Annotated in this window: 16 protein-coding genes; 6 read left to right on the top strand and 10 right to left on the bottom strand. The window is 64.3% G+C overall.

All coding sequences use genetic code 11. The features are described 5' to 3' along the window. Window positions 1-71: 71 nt before the first annotated feature. Entirely contained in the window at window positions 72-1,283 is a 1,212-nt protein-coding gene (locus AA309_RS00650; RefSeq protein WP_047187050.1) for a hypothetical protein, read from the bottom strand. Window positions 1,284-1,443: 160 nt separating this feature from the next. Between AA309_RS00650 and AA309_RS33945 the strand changes: the two genes are divergently transcribed. Continuing rightward, the gene (locus tag AA309_RS33945; protein WP_150117341.1) at window positions 1,444-1,644 is read left to right on the top strand and encodes a hypothetical protein; all 201 of its coding nucleotides are present in this window, start codon (window positions 1,444-1,446) and stop codon (window positions 1,642-1,644) included. Here the strand turns inward: AA309_RS33945 and mmsB are convergent. The 5 genes from mmsB to AA309_RS00620 all read right to left on the bottom strand — a co-directional run bounded on the left by mmsB (window position 1,602) and on the right by AA309_RS00620 (window position 6,084). Next, complete coding sequence (gene mmsB / locus AA309_RS00640; protein WP_047187048.1) at window positions 1,602-2,492, bottom strand: 3-hydroxyisobutyrate dehydrogenase; 891 nt, start codon at window positions 2,490-2,492, stop codon at window positions 1,602-1,604. The two genes, AA309_RS33945 and mmsB, sit on opposite strands and share 43 nt — an antisense overlap. Further along, window positions 2,489-2,923, bottom strand: a complete 435-nt coding sequence (locus AA309_RS00635) for a DUF4267 domain-containing protein (protein WP_047187047.1) — start codon at window positions 2,921-2,923, stop codon at window positions 2,489-2,491. The genes mmsB and AA309_RS00635 overlap by 4 nt, the downstream gene beginning before the upstream one ends. Next, window positions 2,920-3,291, bottom strand: a complete 372-nt coding sequence (locus tag AA309_RS00630) for a DUF5367 family protein (protein WP_047187046.1) — start codon at window positions 3,289-3,291, stop codon at window positions 2,920-2,922. Before AA309_RS00630 ends, AA309_RS00635 begins: the two co-directional genes overlap by 4 nt. Continuing rightward, on the bottom strand, window positions 3,288-4,439 hold the full coding sequence (locus AA309_RS00625) for an isobutyryl-CoA dehydrogenase (protein WP_047187045.1): 1,152 nt from the start codon (window positions 4,437-4,439) through the stop codon (window positions 3,288-3,290). Before AA309_RS00625 ends, AA309_RS00630 begins: the two co-directional genes overlap by 4 nt. Before the next feature lie 148 nt (window positions 4,440-4,587). Beyond that, window positions 4,588-6,084, bottom strand: coding sequence for a CoA-acylating methylmalonate-semialdehyde dehydrogenase (locus AA309_RS00620; RefSeq protein ID WP_047187044.1), 1,497 nt, complete (start codon window positions 6,082-6,084; stop codon window positions 4,588-4,590). Between the two features lie 114 nt (window positions 6,085-6,198). Between AA309_RS00620 and AA309_RS00615 the strand changes: the two genes are divergently transcribed. The 3 genes from AA309_RS00615 to AA309_RS00605 all read left to right on the top strand — a co-directional run bounded on the left by AA309_RS00615 (window position 6,199) and on the right by AA309_RS00605 (window position 8,957). Then, on the top strand, window positions 6,199-7,089 hold the full coding sequence (locus AA309_RS00615) for a LysR family transcriptional regulator (protein WP_047187043.1): 891 nt from the start codon (window positions 6,199-6,201) through the stop codon (window positions 7,087-7,089). A 333-nt stretch (window positions 7,090-7,422) separates the two neighbouring features. Next, window positions 7,423-8,394 (top strand): transaldolase, encoded by a 972-nt coding sequence (gene tal / locus AA309_RS00610; RefSeq protein ID WP_047187042.1) that lies wholly within the window; start codon window positions 7,423-7,425, stop codon window positions 8,392-8,394. A 5-nt stretch (window positions 8,395-8,399) separates the two neighbouring features. Continuing rightward, on the top strand, window positions 8,400-8,957 hold the full coding sequence (locus AA309_RS00605) for a cysteine hydrolase family protein (protein WP_047187041.1): 558 nt from the start codon (window positions 8,400-8,402) through the stop codon (window positions 8,955-8,957). An 85-nt stretch (window positions 8,958-9,042) separates the two neighbouring features. On the opposite strand, the gene AA309_RS00600 is transcribed toward AA309_RS00605, so the two are convergent. The 3 genes from AA309_RS00600 to AA309_RS00590 form a co-directional block, all read right to left on the bottom strand. Then, window positions 9,043-10,722, bottom strand: a complete 1,680-nt coding sequence (locus tag AA309_RS00600; protein WP_047187040.1) for a thiamine pyrophosphate-binding protein — start codon at window positions 10,720-10,722, stop codon at window positions 9,043-9,045. Window positions 10,723-10,798: 76 nt separating this feature from the next. Further along, window positions 10,799-12,346: an L-piperidine-6-carboxylate dehydrogenase gene (gene amaB / locus AA309_RS00595; protein ID WP_047187039.1), complete on the bottom strand. Its 1,548-nt coding sequence runs from the start codon at window positions 12,344-12,346 to the stop codon at window positions 10,799-10,801. Window positions 12,347-12,571: 225 nt separating this feature from the next. Continuing rightward, the gene (locus AA309_RS00590; RefSeq protein ID WP_047187082.1) at window positions 12,572-13,705 is read right to left on the bottom strand and encodes a saccharopine dehydrogenase family protein; all 1,134 of its coding nucleotides are present in this window, start codon (window positions 13,703-13,705) and stop codon (window positions 12,572-12,574) included. Between the two features lie 256 nt (window positions 13,706-13,961). Between AA309_RS00590 and AA309_RS00585 the strand changes: the two genes are divergently transcribed. Beyond that, complete coding sequence (locus AA309_RS00585; RefSeq protein WP_047187038.1) at window positions 13,962-14,390, top strand: Lrp/AsnC family transcriptional regulator; 429 nt, start codon at window positions 13,962-13,964, stop codon at window positions 14,388-14,390. Then, on the top strand, window positions 14,387-15,595 hold the full coding sequence (locus AA309_RS00580; protein ID WP_047187037.1) for an NAD(P)/FAD-dependent oxidoreductase: 1,209 nt from the start codon (window positions 14,387-14,389) through the stop codon (window positions 15,593-15,595). Before AA309_RS00585 ends, AA309_RS00580 begins: the two co-directional genes overlap by 4 nt. A gap of 104 nt (window positions 15,596-15,699) precedes the next feature. Here AA309_RS00580 and AA309_RS00575 read toward each other — a convergent pair whose 3' ends face one another. Further along, window positions 15,700-16,446, bottom strand: a complete 747-nt coding sequence (locus AA309_RS00575; RefSeq protein ID WP_150117339.1) for a hypothetical protein — start codon at window positions 16,444-16,446, stop codon at window positions 15,700-15,702. Window positions 16,447-16,452 lie beyond the last annotated feature (6 nt).

Below are 16,452 nucleotides of genomic sequence, written 5' to 3'. Positions count from 1 at the left end.
TGAATCAGCAAGTTGCCAGCGAACCAGAGGCAGGGGGCGCCGGTCAATCCTTGACGAGGGTGCGCTCTGTTTCAGCGCAGACGGCGCAGGATGGCTTTCGGTCGCTTCGTGCGGAATTGTCCGCGCTCGACCGCCACGAAGACCAGGACCAGAACGACGAGTGCCGTGAACCACCAGACCTGGGCGGTGCCGATGCCGCAGGCGCCGAAGGCGAAGGCCGAGGCAAAGGACGCCATGATTCCCGGGCCGAGGATCGGGCGGTCTCCTCCTGCATTGAAAGCCGCCTGAGAGAGCAGGACGGCGCCGGAGACGGCCCCGACAACGCCAAGTTCGTACCAGATATCGAACAGCAGGCTGAAAGGGGCTGCAGGAGGCACGAGGCCGAACAGGCGCCCGCGCCAGGCTGTCTCCAGGCCATGGCCGGTCAGAAGGCGCAAGGGTTCCTTGAGGATGAGCGCCTGCCATGCCTCGAGACTGGCCACGGCGAGGGAGGTGGATCCGAGGATACCCCCGGCAACAGGCTTCAGAAGAAAGGGCAGGGCCGGAGCGGCAATCAGGAGGCCTGCCATGAGGAGGCCGATCAGGCTGGTGCCGGTTCTCGGGCTCATCGCCGTCAGGGCAAAGGCGACCGCACCAGCGGTAAGGCCGATGAGCGGCAGTTCATCCATTGTCAGGAAGGCGCTCACCGCCGCCGCTAGGGCGAGGGTCACGGCCTCGAGGTTGCGTCCGCGGGAATGGAGCCAGGTCACGGCGGGCCAGAGCAACAGGACGAGCATGACGATGCCGCGCTCCACGCCGGTCCCGTCGGGATCGAGGTTCCCACCTTCCCGGAAGAGCATCGCGATAGCGATCAGAGCGGCAAGGCCGACGCCGAGGGGGAGCAGGTAGAGATTGGCCGAGCGCATCCGTTCCGGCAGGGCCAGATATCCCGCCAGGGCCATCAGACCCATGGCGACAATATTGAGGAGCCGCTCGGAAGCCTGGGGCAGGAAGGGGGTCCAGACCAGGGAGAGGCCAGCCCAAAGCACCAGAACGAGCCCGGCGAGCCCAGCCCGCGAGGTCACGAAGCTAAGGGCTCTCTGCCATGGGTTCCTTGCCGTGCCGTCGAGAAAGGCCGCGAGGACGATGAGGGCGACGGCCAGGGGAGCCATCACCACGAGGGCGCGACGCGTGAAGAGGGCAGCCAGAGGAATGGCGAAAAAGAGAAGCGCAAAGCCAAGGCGCCGCAGCAGGGCGGCGGCGTCGGTGGAGGGATCGGCCGTAGGAAGGGCGGAACGGACCATGCAGGCGAGCAACCGTCGGTTGAGCGATCAGGGAATGGTTAAGCTAATGGATGCAGGACCCAAAAGCTGTAGGTGCGATGCAACACATCCCGAACCTTTGCTGTCCCTCACCAGCGACATAACGTCCATGGCATTCAGTCCGCCAGGACTTGAGAAGCAAATGGCTCGAGTCTCTCTCGTCATCACCGGCCTTCTCGTCATCACCGGCCTTGTGCCGGTGATCCCGATGGCGGGAGGCGCAGCGCCTCTCAGGAAAGAGAGGGCCGGGACTGATCCCCGGATCGAGTCCGGGGGCGGCCATGACGAGGGGGACACCCGTCACCCCTTCTGCCCGCGCAGGAAGTTGATGATGCCGCTGTAATCATCACCCTCGTGGCCGGCTCCGGCGAACAGACCGAAGAGCTGGGCGGCTTCTGCGCCGAGCGGCGTTGACGCCCCGGACGCGAGAGCCGCCTCCTGCGCGAGCTTCAGGTCCTTCAGCATCAGGGCCGCTGCGAAGCCGGGCCTGTAGCCATTGTTGGCGGCAGAGGTCGGCACCAGATCGGGGACCGGGCAATGGTTCATCAGAGCCCAGCACATCCCCGAGGAGGTCGAGGCCACATCGAACAGGGCTTGATGCGAGAGCCCGAGCTTCTCGCCGAGCACGAAGGCCTCCGCCACACCGATCATCGAAATGCCGAGGATCATGTTGTTGCAGATCTTCGCCGCCTGACCCGCGCCTGCTTCGCCGCAATGGACAACTCGTCTGCCCATCTTGGACAGAATGGGCTCGGCGCAATCGAAGGCTTCTTTCGTACCGCCCGCCATGAAGGTGAGCGTCGCACCCTTCGCGCCGCCGACGCCTCCGGAAACGGGCGCGTCGAGACTCATGAGGTTGCGCTCCTGCTCGCGCGCCATGACATGCGCCTTGCGGGCGCTTTCCACGTCGATGGTGGAGCAGTCGACGACAAGCGCACCTTCCTTGATGGAGGGCAGGATGTCGGTCCAGACCGAGAGGACATGCTTGCCGGCGGGCAGCATGGTGATCACGACCTCCGCATCGCGCACCGCATCCGGCGCTGAGCCGGCGATGCTCACGCCATCCGAGCGTGCCTGGTCGCAGGACGCGGGCGACAGATCGAAGCCGGTGACGGCATGACCTGCCTTGACGAGATTGGCGGCCATGGGTCCGCCCATATTGCCGAGGCCGATGAAGGCGATGTTGGTCATGTGTTTCCTCCCGTTTTGTCGTGTGTCGATGATTTCAAGAGCCAGATGGAGCCCGCCGCCATCACGGCGGCGCTTACTCCATGCAGCAGCAGATTGAGGATGGCGTCCGATCCACGCACGGCGGCGACGATGATGAGATCGCCGATCGGGATCACGAGCGTCGCGGCAAAGATCAGGCCGAGAATGCGCGGCGTGGCCGTGAAGGACAGGATCAGCAGATAGAGCCCGAAGGCGAGGTCGCGCAGTCCGATGGCGGGGAGATAGCCGAAGCTCCCGCCATCGGGCGCAGGAAGCCCGAAAAGAGCAGAACCGGCGGGCGGCGCAAGAAGAAAGAGCAGTCCTAAGCCGATGAACGCAAGGCTTAAGATGCGCACGAGCCAGGCGCCCGGCGCGCCGTTCGAAAGTCCTCGTGTGCCGCCGGAATCTCTCATGGCCTATGGGCCCTCCAGAGCGCGCCGGCCAAGCCGAAGCCGTAGAACCAGAGCATGAGGGAGCCGAACACCTTGTCGAGGGAAGGGGCGAGGCTAGGAAAGAACACGGCGAAGTGCGAGCCGACGGCAGCCATGATCAGCATGCCCGGAACGGCGGTCAGCGCCATGGCGCTGACCGCCTTCTGGGCGGGTACGTTCAGGATGCGGGGAATCGACAGGCCGAAAGCCAAGCCGAATGCTGCTCCTGCAACGAAGTTGATCTGGAAGGGCCTGCGTCCCTCCAGGAAGAACCAGGGTCCTGCAAGCAGGAAAAGAGCAAAGATTGCCGCGGCGATGGAAAAGCCGAGGCCGATCGCTCTCCAGGTCATCGATTGCCACGCCCCACCAGATCGCGTGCCACGATGAGCCGCATGATCTCGTTGGTGCCTTCGAGAATCTGATGCACGCGCAGATCGCGCACGATCTTCTCGACGCCATAATCGGCAAGATAGCCGTAGCCGCCATGGAGCTGCAGCGCGGCATTCGCCACCTCGAAGCCCGTGTCCGTCGCCATGCGCTTGGCCATCGCGCACAGCTTCGTGGCATCGAGCGCCTTGGCGTCGAGCGCGGAGGCCGCGCGCCACAGGAAGGTGCGTGCCGCTTCGAGTTCTGTCGCCATATCGGCGAGCTTGAACTGCAGCGCCTGGAAATCGGCGATGCGCTTGCCGAAGGCCTTGCGGTCGTTCGCGTAGGCCAGCGCCTTGTCGAGAGCGGCCTGAGCTCCGCCGAGGGAGCACGCGCCGATATTGAGGCGCCCGCCATCGAGGCCCGACATGGCGATCTTGAAGCCCATGCCTTCATCCGACAGTCGGTTCGCGACTGGCACGCGCACGTCCTCGAAAATCACGGCGGCGGTGGGCTGCGCATTCCAGCCCATCTTCTTTTCCTGCGCGCCGAAGGAGACGCCGGGCATGTTCTTGTCGATCACGAGGGTCGAGATGCCGGAGGGGCCTTCCTCGCCCGTGCGCACCATGGTCACGTAGATGTCGGAGGTGCCGGCGCCCGAGATGAACTGCTTCACGCCGTTGACGATGTAGTGGTCGCCATCACGCACGGCGCGGGTCTTCAGCGCCGCCGCATCGGAGCCCGAGCCCGGCTCGGTGAGGCAATAGCTGCCGATGGTTTCCATCGTGCAGAGAGAGGGTAGAAAACGCTGGCGCTGCTCCTCCGATCCGTAGCGGTCGATCATCCACGCGACCATGTTGTGGATGGAGAGAAACGCCGAGATGGCGGGACAGCCGGTGGCGAGCGCCTCGAAGATGAGCGCAGCATCCAGCCGCGTCATGCCCGATCCGCCGACATCGTCGCGGGTGTAGATCGCGGCCATGCCGAGGCTCGCTGCTTCGCGCAGGACATCGACGGGAAAATGCTTCTTCTCGTCCCATTCGAGAGCATGGGGAGCAAGATTGTCCGCTGCGAAGGCAAGGGCCATGTCGCGGACGGCGATTTGGTCTTCGGTCAAAGAGAACTGTGTCATGGCTCTAAATCGGCATGAGAGGGGCGCCTCGTGCACCCCGACTTTGGATCTAGAGCATCTTTCGGCGAAGTGGTCTTAGGTCGCTGCCGAAAAGATGCGCCCATAAACAAAATGGCCGGGAGCTGAGTCCCGGCCATCATGAGTGCTCTTACTTCATCGTCGGAATGGAAAATTCCGCGCCTTCCTTGATGCCGGACGGCCAGCGCGAGGTGACCGTCTTCGTCTTGGTGTAGAAGCGCACCGCATCCGGGCCGTGCTGGTTGAGGTCGCCGAAGCCGGAGGCCTTCCAGCCGCCGAAGGTGTAGTAGGCGATCGGAACCGGGATCGGCACGTTGATGCCGACCATGCCCACATTCACTCGTGAAGCGAAGTCGCGGGCGGCGTCGCCGTCGCGAGTGTAGATCGCAACGCCGTTGCCGTATTCATGCTCGCTCGGCAGGCGCAGCGCCTCGTCGTAGTTCTTGGCGCGCACGACCGAGAGAACGGGACCGAAGATCTCTTCCTTGTAGATGCGCATCTCAGGCTTCACCTCGTCGAAGAGGCAGCCGCCCATGTAGAAGCCGTTCTCGTAGCCCTGCATCTTGAAGTTGCGGCCGTCGACCACGAGCTTCGCGCCTTCCTGCACGCCGAGATCGACGTAGGAACGCACCTTGTCGAGATGCGCCTTCGTGACGAGCGGGCCGTAATCCGCCGAAAGATCGGTCGAGGGGCCGACCTTCAGGCTCTCCACGCGCGGGATCAGCTTGTCCATCAGCGCGTCGGCGGTGGCCTTGCCGACGGGAACGGCGACCGACACGGCCATGCAGCGCTCGCCCGCCGAGCCGTAGCCGGCACCGATGAGGGCATCAGCCGCCTGATCGAGATCGGCGTCGGGCATGATGATCATGTGATTCTTCGCGCCGCCGAAGCAGTGCGCGCGCTTTCCATGCGCTGTGGCGCGGGAATAGACGTATTGCGCGATCGGCGAGGAGCCGACGAAGCCCACGGCCTTGATGTCCGGATCGTCGAGGATCGCGTCCACCACTTCCTTGTCGCCGTTGACCACGTTGAGGATGCCGGCGGGAAGGCCCGCCTCGACCATGATCTCGGCGAGGCGCATCGGCACGCCGGGATCGCGCTCGGAGGGCTTCAGGATGAAGGCGTTGCCGCAGGCGATGGCCGGAGCGAACTTCCACATCGGGATCATGGCCGGGAAGTTGAACGGCGTGATGCCGGCCACGACGCCGAGCGGCTGGCGGATCGAATAAATATCGATGCCGGGGCCGGCGCCTTCCGTGAACTCACCCTTCATGAGGTGCGGGATGCCGCAGGCGAATTCCACCACCTCGACGCCGCGCTGGATGTCGCCCTTCGCGTCGGGAATGGTCTTGCCGTGCTCGCGGGCGAGCAGTTCGGCGAGGGAATCCGTCTCCTTGGCGATGAGTTCGAGGAACTTCATCATCACGCGGGCGCGGCGCTGCGGGTTGGTGGCGGCCCAGGCGGGCTGGGCGGCCTTGGCGTTCTCGACGGCCTGGCGCAGCTCGTCCTTCGAGGCCAGCGCGACCCGGCCGATCACCTCGCCGGTCATGGGCTGGAATAATTCCGTGGTGCGGCCCGACTTTCCGGGAACCTGCTTGCCGCCGATGAAATGTCCGACTTCGCGCATGGCGTTTCTCTCCTGAAATTTTAGGTGCCCTGTTCTAGCATTGTCGAAACTGCACGACTATGGGCGAAGGTGAGGCTGCGTTGTGCAAAAATCCCAATATGCTAAACCGTCGGCATGAGCGCTTTCGATTGGGACGATCTTCGCTTTTTCCTCGCTGTTGCCAGAGCGGGCCGGCTGACGCTCGCCGCCCGCCGTCTGGAAGCGGATCATACCACGGTTTCCCGCCGCATCTCGTCCCTTGAAAACGCCCTGAAGGCCAAGCTCTTCGAGCGAAAGCCGCAAGGCTACACCCTCACCGAGCAGGGCGAGCGTCTGCTGGCGAAAGCCGAGAGCATGGAAAGCCAGGCCCTGGCGGTCGCGAGCGAAGTGGGCGGCTCCGATCTTGCGCTGTCCGGCACCGTGCGCGTCGGCGCGCCGGACGGACTCGGCACCTACTTCCTGGCGGCGGAGCTCGGCGCGCTGGCCGAGCGGCATCCGGATCTCACGATCCAGCTCGTCGCCTTGCCGCGCACTTTCTCGCTCTCCAAGCGCGAGGCGGACATCGCGGTCACCGTCGAGCAGCCGACCGAGGGCCGCCTCGTCTCGCGCAAGCTCACCGATTACCGGCTGCGGATGTACGCCTCGAAAGGCTATGTCGAGCGGCACGGGATCCCCGCCATACCGGAGGATCTGTCTGGCCGGTTGCTCGTCACCTATGTGGCGGATCTCATCTACAGCCCGGCGCTGGAATATTTCTCCGGTCTCGAGAAATACGGTCCCCGACGCTACGAATGCGCCAGCGTGGTGGCGCAGCTCGAAGCCGTGCGGGCAGGGGTCGGCATCGGGATCATTCACGATTACGCCGCCCGGCAATATCCGGAGCTGAAGGTGGTGCTGCCGGAGATCTCCTTCACCCGCACCTACTGGATCGTCACCCATGCCGAGGTGCGCAGCCTCCACCGCATTGCCGAGGTTCACGCCTTCATGCTCGACCGGGTGAAGGCCAACCGCAGTCTCTTCATGTGAGCTGTATTTCTCCCCCGCCGAGATCCGCCTTTGAGGACGCAAGTCGGGAACACCCGATTTGCGCCGGAGAGGGAGATATCACGTCATGACCGGCCTCGTGCCGGCCATCCGCGTCTTAGGAGCCGCCACGTCAAAAGACGTGGATGCCCGCGACAGGCGCGGGCATGGCGGGAAGCGATCGGGCTCCACCACTCACCCGGTCGCACCACCCTCACCCCTGCCCCTCCCCGCCGGGAAAGGGGAGGTGCGCAGGCCGGGAATGACACTGAAATGTCTTCACTCAGGCCCCTTAAGCCACTAAGTCTGACACCAGAAAAACCCACGGAGACCGGAATGCCCTCCAAGCTCGACCAATTGCGCGCCATGACGGTGGTTGTCGCCGATACCGGCGATCTCGACGCGGTGCGCCGCCTGAAGCCTCAGGACTGCACCACCAATCCGACCCTGCTGCTCAAAGCGGTCGAGATCCCTGCCTACGGGCACCTCCTTGAGGAGACCCTGGCCTGGGGCCGCAAGCAGGGTGGAACGCACGAGAGCGTGGTGGCTGCGATCTGCGACCGCCTCGCCGTTGCCTTCGGGGCGGAGCTCGCCGGCATCGTTCCGGGCCGCGTCTCGACGGAGGTGGATGCGGATCTCTCCTTCGACACGCAGGGAACGATCGCCACGGCGCGGGAGATCATCAAGGCTTACGAGGAGCGCGGCGTCGGGCGCGAGCGCGTCCTCATCAAGATCGCCTCCACCTGGGAGGGCATCCGCGCAGCGGAGGTCCTTCAGAAGGAAGGCATCGACTGCAATCTCACCCTCCTGTTCTCCATGGCCCAGGCGCAGGCCTGTGCGGAGGCGGGCGTGTTCCTCATTTCGCCCTTCGTCGGTCGCATCCTCGACTGGCACGTGAAGGCGGGCGGTGGGCCCTATACCGGCGAGACCGATCCGGGCGTGCTCTCCGTGCGCAACATCTACGCTTCGTACAAGGCGCAAGGCTTCAAGACCGTGGTGATGGGCGCGTCCTTCCGTAACATCGGCGAAATCGAAGCGCTCGCCGGTTGCGACCGCCTCACCATCTCGCCCGCGCTCCTCGACGAGCTGGCGAAGGCGGAAGGCGAACTGCCCCGCAAGCTCTCGGCCGACAATGTCGAGAAGATCCCGGCCCTGCCGCGCATGGACGAGAAGACCTTCCGCTTCGCGCTCAACGAAGATGCGATGGCGACCGAAAAGCTCGCCGAGGGCATCCGCTCCTTCGTGAAGGACCTGCGCAGCTTGCGCACGCTCGTCGCGAAGCGGCTCGACGAGGCGAAGGCGGCCTGAAGGTCATGACGAAAGCTCTCGTCATCATCGACGTGCAGGAAGGCATTCTTCCCGAAAAAGGATCGGAGCGCCCCGCCGTCAGGCAGCGCTTCGACGAGGTGCGTGGCCGCATCTTCGGATTGGCGGGCGAGGCCAGACGCCAGGGCCTCCCCGTCATCTTCGTCCAGCACAATGGAGAGCCGGGGCACCGCCTGGAAGTTGGTACTCCGGGATGGGAGATCTGCAAAGATCTCGGGCGGACGAACGACGATGTCGTCGTCAACAAGACGGCCTGCGACTCGTTCTACGAGACGGATCTGCAGGATGTTCTGGCGAGCCATGGAGTCCGTCACCTCGTCGTTGGCGGGCTCATGACGCAATATTGCGTCGACACCACCTGCCGCCGCGCCGTGAGCCTGGGTTACGACGTGACGCTCGTGGCCGACGCCCATACGACGGCCGACATGCCGAAGCTCAATGTCGAGCAGATCGTGGATCATCACAATGCTTTGCTCGATGGCTTCGATGCGGGAACGGCGATGATCAGGGTCAAGCCTGCGAGCGAGGCTTTCGTTTCGGCATGATCTGAACCCGCATGGACCTGCAGAAAAGGCGCTACGGTGATCATAGCGCCTTTCTTGTTTCTGGCGGGCTCTGAAACGGCAGAGCTTACTTCTTGCTCTCCAGCGCCTTGTCGCGGATCGCGGAGAGCGACAGGGTGGGCGTGATCGCCTCAGGGTCGAGCATGCAGTGCAGGATCGCAGGCCTGCTGGAGGTCAGGGCGCGCTGGAGTGCGGCAGGGAAATCTTCCGTGGTTTCCACCCGCTCGCCATAGCCGCCGAAGGCTTTCGCATAGGCTGCGAAGTCCGGGTTCTTCAGCATCGTCGCCGAGACGCGGCCGGGATATTCGCGCTCCTGGTGCATGCGGATCGTGCCGTACATGCCGTTGTCGAGCAGGATGACGAGGATCGGAAGGTCGTATTGCACGGCGGTCGCGAATTCCTGACCGTTCATCAGGAAATCGCCGTCGCCGGCAAACACCACGACCGTGCTGTCGGGCTGAATGCGCTTGGCGCCGACGGCGGCGGGCACGCCGTAGCCCATGGAGCCGGAGGTGGGGGCAAGCTGCGTGCCATAGTGACGGAAAGGCCAGAAGCGATGCACCCAGGTGGCGAAGTTGCCCGCGCCGTTGCAGTAGATCGTGTCGGAGGGCATCACCTCGCGCAGGTGCGCCATCACCTCGCCCATCTGCAGCGCGCCCGGCACGCGGACCGAAGCCGGGTTGCTCCAGTTGAGATAATCCGCATGCGCCGTCCTGGTGCTCTCGCTCCAGGGGAGCGACGCCGGCGGATGCACGCCTTCCAGCGCCGCCGTGAAGGCGATGGGCGAGGCGTTGATGGCAAGATGCGGAGAATAGACGCGGCCCAGCTCGCTCGGATCCGGATGGATGTGAACGAGCTTCTGCTGCGGTGCCGGAATGTCGAGGAGCGTATAGGCTTGGCTCGGGATCTCGGAGAGACGGCCGCCCACGAGCAGGACGAGATCGGCTTCCTTGATGCGCGCCAAGAGCTTCGGATTCACGCCGAGGCCGAGATCGCCGATATAGGAGGCATGGTCGGCCGGAAAGAGCATCTGGCGGCGGAAGGTGCAGGCGACCGGCAGCTCGAAGCGCTCGGCAAAGCGCACGAAGCGCTGCACCGCGACTTCGGACCAGCGGCTGCCGCCGATGAGCGCCACCGGCTTCCTCGCGCCGTGAAGCAGCTTCTGCAGATCGGCCATCTGCGCAAGCGATGGATGCGTCTCGACGACCTGGTAACGCGGCGCATCGGCAACGTCCGCCATCTCGGTGAGCACGTCTTCCGGCAGCGCGATCACGACAGGACCGGGACGGCCCGATGTCGCGACATGGAAGGCGCGCGAGATGATCTCGGGGAAGCGAGCCGGATCGTCCACCTCCGTCGCCCACTTGGCGAGCGGGCCGAAGGCGGCGCGGTAGTCGAGTTCCTGGAAGGCTTCACGCTCGCGCATGCCGCGCTCGATCTGGCCGACGAAGAGGATCATCGGCGTCGAATCCTGCTTGGCGATATGAATGCCGGGCGAGGCGTTCGTCGCGCCGGGGCCACGGGTGACGAAGCAGATGCCGGGGCGGCCGGTGAGCTTGCCGTAGGCCTCGGCCATCATCGCAGCACCACCTTCCTGGCGGCAGACGGTGACGTTGATGTTCGCATCATGCAGCGCGTCCAGGGCAGCGAGATAACTCTCGCCCGGAACGCAGAAGATGTGATCGACTCCGTGCAGAGTAAGCTGATCGACAAGAATCTGGCCGCCGGTGCGGGAAGTCGCTGTCATGGAAGGCTCACGGTGTAAACGAGGGGACCAGAAAAACGGAGGGCATCGCTGCCCTCCGCAGGGATTTTCGGAATGATCAGGCGCCCACGTCGAACTTCACGCCCTGGGCGAGCGGAAGCGTGTTGCCGTAATTGATCGTGTTGGTGGCGCGGCGCATATAGGCCTTCCAGGAATCGGAGCCCGACTCGCGGCCGCCGCCCGTTTCCTTCTCGCCGCCGAACGCGCCGCCGATCTCGGCACCCGAGGGGCCGATATTCACGTTGGCGATGCCGCAATCCGAACCCGTCACCGAGATGAAGGCTTCGGCCTCACGCATGTTGAGCGTGAAGATCGACGAGGAGAGACCGGCGCCGACCGCGTTGTGCTGCTCGATCACCTCGTCGAAATCCGTGTAGCGCATCACGTAGAGGATCGGAGCGAAGGTCTCGCGCAGAACGGGACCGGTCTGCTTCGGCATCTCGACGAGAGCGGGACGAACGTAGAGACCATCAGCCGCCACATCCGTGTAGCGTCCGCCGCCATGCACCTTGCCGCCGGCAGTGCGGGCCTCGTCGAGCGCGCGCTCCATGCCCTCGAAGGCGGCCTTGTCGATCAGCGGGCCGACGAGCGTGCCCTGCTCGCGCGGATCGCCGATCTTCACGCTGCCATACACCTTGACGAGGCGCGGAACGAGCTGGTCGTACACGCTGTCATGCACGAAGAGGCGACGCAGCGTGGTGCAGCGCTGACCGGCCGTGCCCATGGCGGCGAAAGCGATGCCACGAAGCGCGAGATCGAGATCAGCCGAAGGAGCGACGATCGCGGCGTTGTTGCCGCCGAGTTCGAGGATCGCACGAGCAAAGCGCTGAGCGAGCTTCGGACCGACCTGGCGACCCATCGCGGTGGAACCGGTGGCCGAGAGGACCGGCACGCGGTGATCGTCGACGAGGATCTCGCCGATCTCGCGGCCGCCGAGGAGAACTTCGCAGAGGCCTTCCGGCACGCCGCCGTAGCGCTTCGCGGCACGCTCGACGATGGCCTGCGTGGCGAGCGCCGTCAGCAGGGTCTTCTCGGAGGGCTTCCACACCACGCTGTCACCGCACACGAGGGCAAGCGCGGCATTCCACGACCACACGGCGACGGGGAAATTGAAGGCGGAGATCACGCCGCACACGCCCAGCGGATGCCAGGTTTCCATCATGCGGTGGTCGGCGCGCTCGGTGGCGATGGTGAGGCCGTAAAGCTGGCGAGAGAGACCGACGGCGAAATCGCAGATGTCGATCATCTCCTGAACCTCGCCGAGGCCCTCGGAGACGATCTTGCCGGCCTCCAGCGTCACGAGACGGCCGAGATCGTCCTTGGCGGCGCGCAGCTCCTCGCCGAGCAGGCGGATGAACTCGCCGCGCTTCGGGGCGGGAATCGTGCGCCAGGCCTTGAAGGCGGCGTCAGCGCGCCCGATCGCGGCCTTGGCCTCCTCCGGCGTGGTCTCGCGGACATGGGCGATCACCTCGCCCGTGATCGGGGAGAGGGCGGGACGGCCCGTGGGGGCGAAAGCGCTGTCCGGCACGCCGAGACGGGCGAGAATGGCGCGGGCTTCTTCCGCCACGCTGGCGGACGAGGGCGAAACGGATTGCAGGGCGGACATTGTCATTCTCCCATGGAAACGGGTTCGGGCCTTATTCAAAGCCCACCACCTTCGCTTGTCTTTAAACAGAAACGACGGCGGCCTTCAGGCCACCGTCTTAAAGCATGATCGCAAAATGTGGGAACTGCTTTTCCCGAATAGGATCATGCGATTTCGGAAAGAAGCCGGACGGGCTCTCAGCCGTGGAAGCTCAAGAGCCTGTTCCAAATCGTCATGCCCAAGTCGTCATGCAACGGCGTCGAGGCGGATGTTCTTCACGGCCGGTTCGCCGGCCTCGTCCAGACGCACGCCCGCATAGACGCGGCCGAAGCGGTTGGCGAGGAAGGTGTCGAGGTCGATCTCTTCCTGGCGCACGAAACCCTGTTTCGGCAGCTTGCCTTCGACCAGCAGGTCGAGCATGGCGCAGATGCCGGCAGCCGTGGTCACCTGGATCGCGGTGCGCTGCACGCCCGCGACCTTCTGGCCGTAGATGCTGCGGGCATAGGTTTCCTGCACATAGCGGCCGCCGCGCTCGCCGGTCACGGTCACGAACACGATTACCATGTCCTGCATGGTGGCGGGAACGGCGTTCTCCAGGATGTCCTTCAGAACCTCGCGGCGATTGCGCAGCTGCAGGTCGTTGAGGAGGACACGCATCAGGGCACAGTGGCCCGGATAGCGGATCGTCTTGTAGTTGAGGTTGCGCACCTTGCCTTCGAGGGTTTCGCACAGGGTGCCGAGACCGCCCGAGGTGTTGAAGGCCTCATAGCGGGTGCCGTCGAGGGAGAACTCTTCCAGCTCTTCCATGGCGGGCACTTCGCGTAAGCGGCCGTCGACCACCGCTTCGCAGCGCTCGATATACTCGTTGATGACGCCGTCCGTGCTCCAGGTGAGGTTGTAGGACAGGGCGTTCGACGGATATTGGGGCAGCGCGCCGACGCGCAGGCGCACCGTGTCGAGCTTGTCGAAGCGGCTTGCGATGTCGTGCGCCACGATGGAGATGAAGCCCGGGGCAAGGCCGCATTGCGGAATGAAGGCCGTGGCGGCGCCTTCCGACAGCTCTTTCACCATGCGGGTGGTGGCGACGTCCTCGGTGAGGTCGAAATAGTTCACGTCGGCAAGGCGCGCAGCCTGGGCCACATGGCCGGTCAGGTGATAGGGCGCGGCGCTCAGCACGGCGTAATGGCCTTTCAGGGCGTTCTGCAGGGCCACCGCGTCATTGAAGTCGAGCTGGATCGTCCTGATGCCGTTCTTGGCCACAGCCGCAAGGGCAGCTTCAGAGGCGTCGGCCACCGTGACGTCGTAGTCGCCGGTCTCGTTGAGCATGTCGACGATGGTGGAACCGATCTTGCCGGCGCCGATGACGAGAATGGATTTCATGGTCATTCAAACCTCCCTGGAGCATCGGACCCAAAAGTGGATTCCACTTTTGGGTCCGATCCGATGTTCATTCTTCCGAGAGGCGCATCGTTTGAGGCGGAAAACCGGGTCCACTTTTCACTGCCGTGGCCCTTCGGGTCCGCACGATGCGCCGGTGATCAGGGGAGAGAACGGCAAAGCCATGCAAAGCGCCATAGACAAGCCGACGGAAAGCCGAGTAGTTATCGGCATATTGCCGTTAAAACTGGTCAAAGTGATGCTCGACGCCACGGATCGTGCCCTGATCGCCCTCTTGAGGGAGAATGCCCGCATCGGCCATGCGGAAGCCGCCCGCCGCCTCAAGCTGTCCCGCACGACCGTGCAGGCGCGGGTGGAGAGCCTGGAGCGGCGCGGAGTGATCGTCGGCTATACATTGAGACTCGCGGAAGAGATCAGCCGGCGCGTGGTGCGGGCGCATGTCACCATCGTCGTCGCGCCGAAAGCGTCCGCCGCTGTTGCCACGGCGCTGCAGCGCATGCCAGAATTGCGTGCGCTTCATTCCGTTGCCGGTGTCTTCGATCTTCTGGCAGTGGTAGAGGCGGAAGACGTTCCCACCCTCGATGCCGCCATCGACAAGATCGGCGCATTGGAAGGGGTGGAGCGCACGCAATCCTCCATCATCCTCTCAACGAAATTCGAACGATGACCACTTCTGCCTCAAGCATTGCCGATATCGTGATCGTGGGTGGCGCCGTCATGGGCTCCTCCACCGCTTACCATCTTCTGGCCGATTCCGGTTTCAAGGGGCGCGTCATCGTCATCGAAAAGGATCCGACCTATCAGCTGTCGGCTTCCGCTTTGTCGGCGGCTTCGATCCGCCAGCAATATTCGAGCGCGGTGAACATCCGCATCTCACTTTATGGAATCCACTTCCTGCGCAACATCGCCGATTACCTCACCGTCGACGGCGACAAGCCGGAGATCGGTCTGAAGGAAGGTGGCTATCTCTATTGTGCGTCCGGAGCAGGCGAGCAGATCCTCCGCGAGAACCAGGCGCTGCAGGCTGCGGAAGGCGCGGATATTCTCTTCCTGAAGCCGGACGAGTTGAAGCAGCGTTTCCCCTGGCTCAACGTGGAAGACCTCGCTGCCGGCACCTGGGGCCGCTCGGGCGAGGGCTGGTTCGACGGCTGGGGCCTCCTGCAGGCTTTCCGCAAGAAGGCTCGTTCGCTCGGCGCTGAATACGTGAAGGGCGAAGTCGCGGAAGTGGAGCGCGAGGGTAACCGCGTCGTCGCCGTGCGCTTGCGGGACGGCACGCGCATCGCCTGCGGCACGCTCATCAACTGCGCGGGCTCAGGTGGTGCTGCGCTTGCCGCGATGGCCGGCATCACGATTCCGGTACAGGCGAAGCGCCGCTACGTGTTCACCTTCTCGTGCAAGGAGCCGGTGGAGAACCTGCCGCTACTCATCGACACCTCCGGTGCTTACGTGCGCCCGGAAGGCGAGGGCCACTTCATCTGCGGCGCGTCGCCGGAAGCGGATGTGGATCCCGACTGGTCCGACGAGGATCCCGCAAGCCAGGAGATCGACTTCTCCTTCTTCGAGGAATTCATCTGGCCTTCGCTCGCGCACCGCATTCCCGCCTTCGAGGCCATCAAGCCCGGTCGCGCCTGGTCCGGTCCCTACGACATGAGCCTGCTCGATCACAATGCGATCATCGGCACGACGAACGAAATCGAGAACTTCTATCTCTGCAACGGTTTCTCGGGCCACGGCCTGCAGCAGGCGCCGGCCGTCGGACGCGGCCTCTCCGAACTGATCGTCCATGGTGGGTACCGCACGCTCGATCTCTCCGAGCTCGGCTACGAGCGCGTCCTGGCGAACCGTCCGCTGATAGAGCGCAACGTGATCTAGAGCCTCGGACGAGAAAAGCGGAATCCACTTTTCGAATTCGATCCGATGCTCCCTTTTCCAAGCGGCGCATCATTTGGCGCGGCCCTTTGGGTCCGCACGATGCGCTAAACCGTGCCCTCGTCGAAGGTGCGATAGGCCCAGATCCGGCCGCCGCGGTTCATGTGCCGCTGCATCAGGCCGGGCTGATCCGGGGAGGGTTGGGAGGCGACGGCGAGTTCGTTCACACCCTCCCGGTCCGCCCGTTCGTCGCTGCGGCGTGCGCCCGTTCCCGCCGTGGTCTGTGCGCCCGCATTCGGTTGGCCGGTCTCGTCCGTGCGCAGATCGGCGCTACCCAGATCATCCGTGCCTTCCGCCATCAGGCCCATACCGGGAAGCAAGCCTGTATTGGTCCGGCCGGCTTGAGCGCCGCCGGCGATGCCCGCGGCCAGAGGTGCGCCCGGGCCGGCGCCAAGTTCTTCTCCAGCTTTTTCTTCTCCGGCTTTTTCTTCTCCAGCCTTCAGCCATTCCCGGCTGCTGCTGTCGAGATCCACGGGATCGAACATCTCCAGCACCCGTGCAGCTTCTTCCATGTCATTGCGGTCGACCTGGGCGGCGATCATCGTGCAGCCGTTGCGCAAACCTTTCTCGAACACGCGCAGGTCTTCTCCCGGCAGGTTCAGGTCGTGGAGGGCTTCCAGGGAGTTGTCGCGGGCAGACAGGGTTCGAAAGCCGGAGATCGAGGAAATCTCGCGGGCGTCCTCGGTGCCCACCGCGACGATCCGGTGCTGGGCGATTCCCATTTCCAAGAGCGCCTGAAGCGCCTGACGGGCCTGAGCGGGGTCCTTAAAAAGGGCTGTAATCATCTGGGGCATGGGCTT

Source organism: Microvirga vignae, from assembly GCF_001017175.1.
Classification (GTDB): domain Bacteria; phylum Pseudomonadota; class Alphaproteobacteria; order Rhizobiales; family Beijerinckiaceae; genus Microvirga; species Microvirga vignae.
Note: the sequence above shows the minus strand (reverse complement) of the source record. Positions and strands in the feature narration are given on the sequence as shown.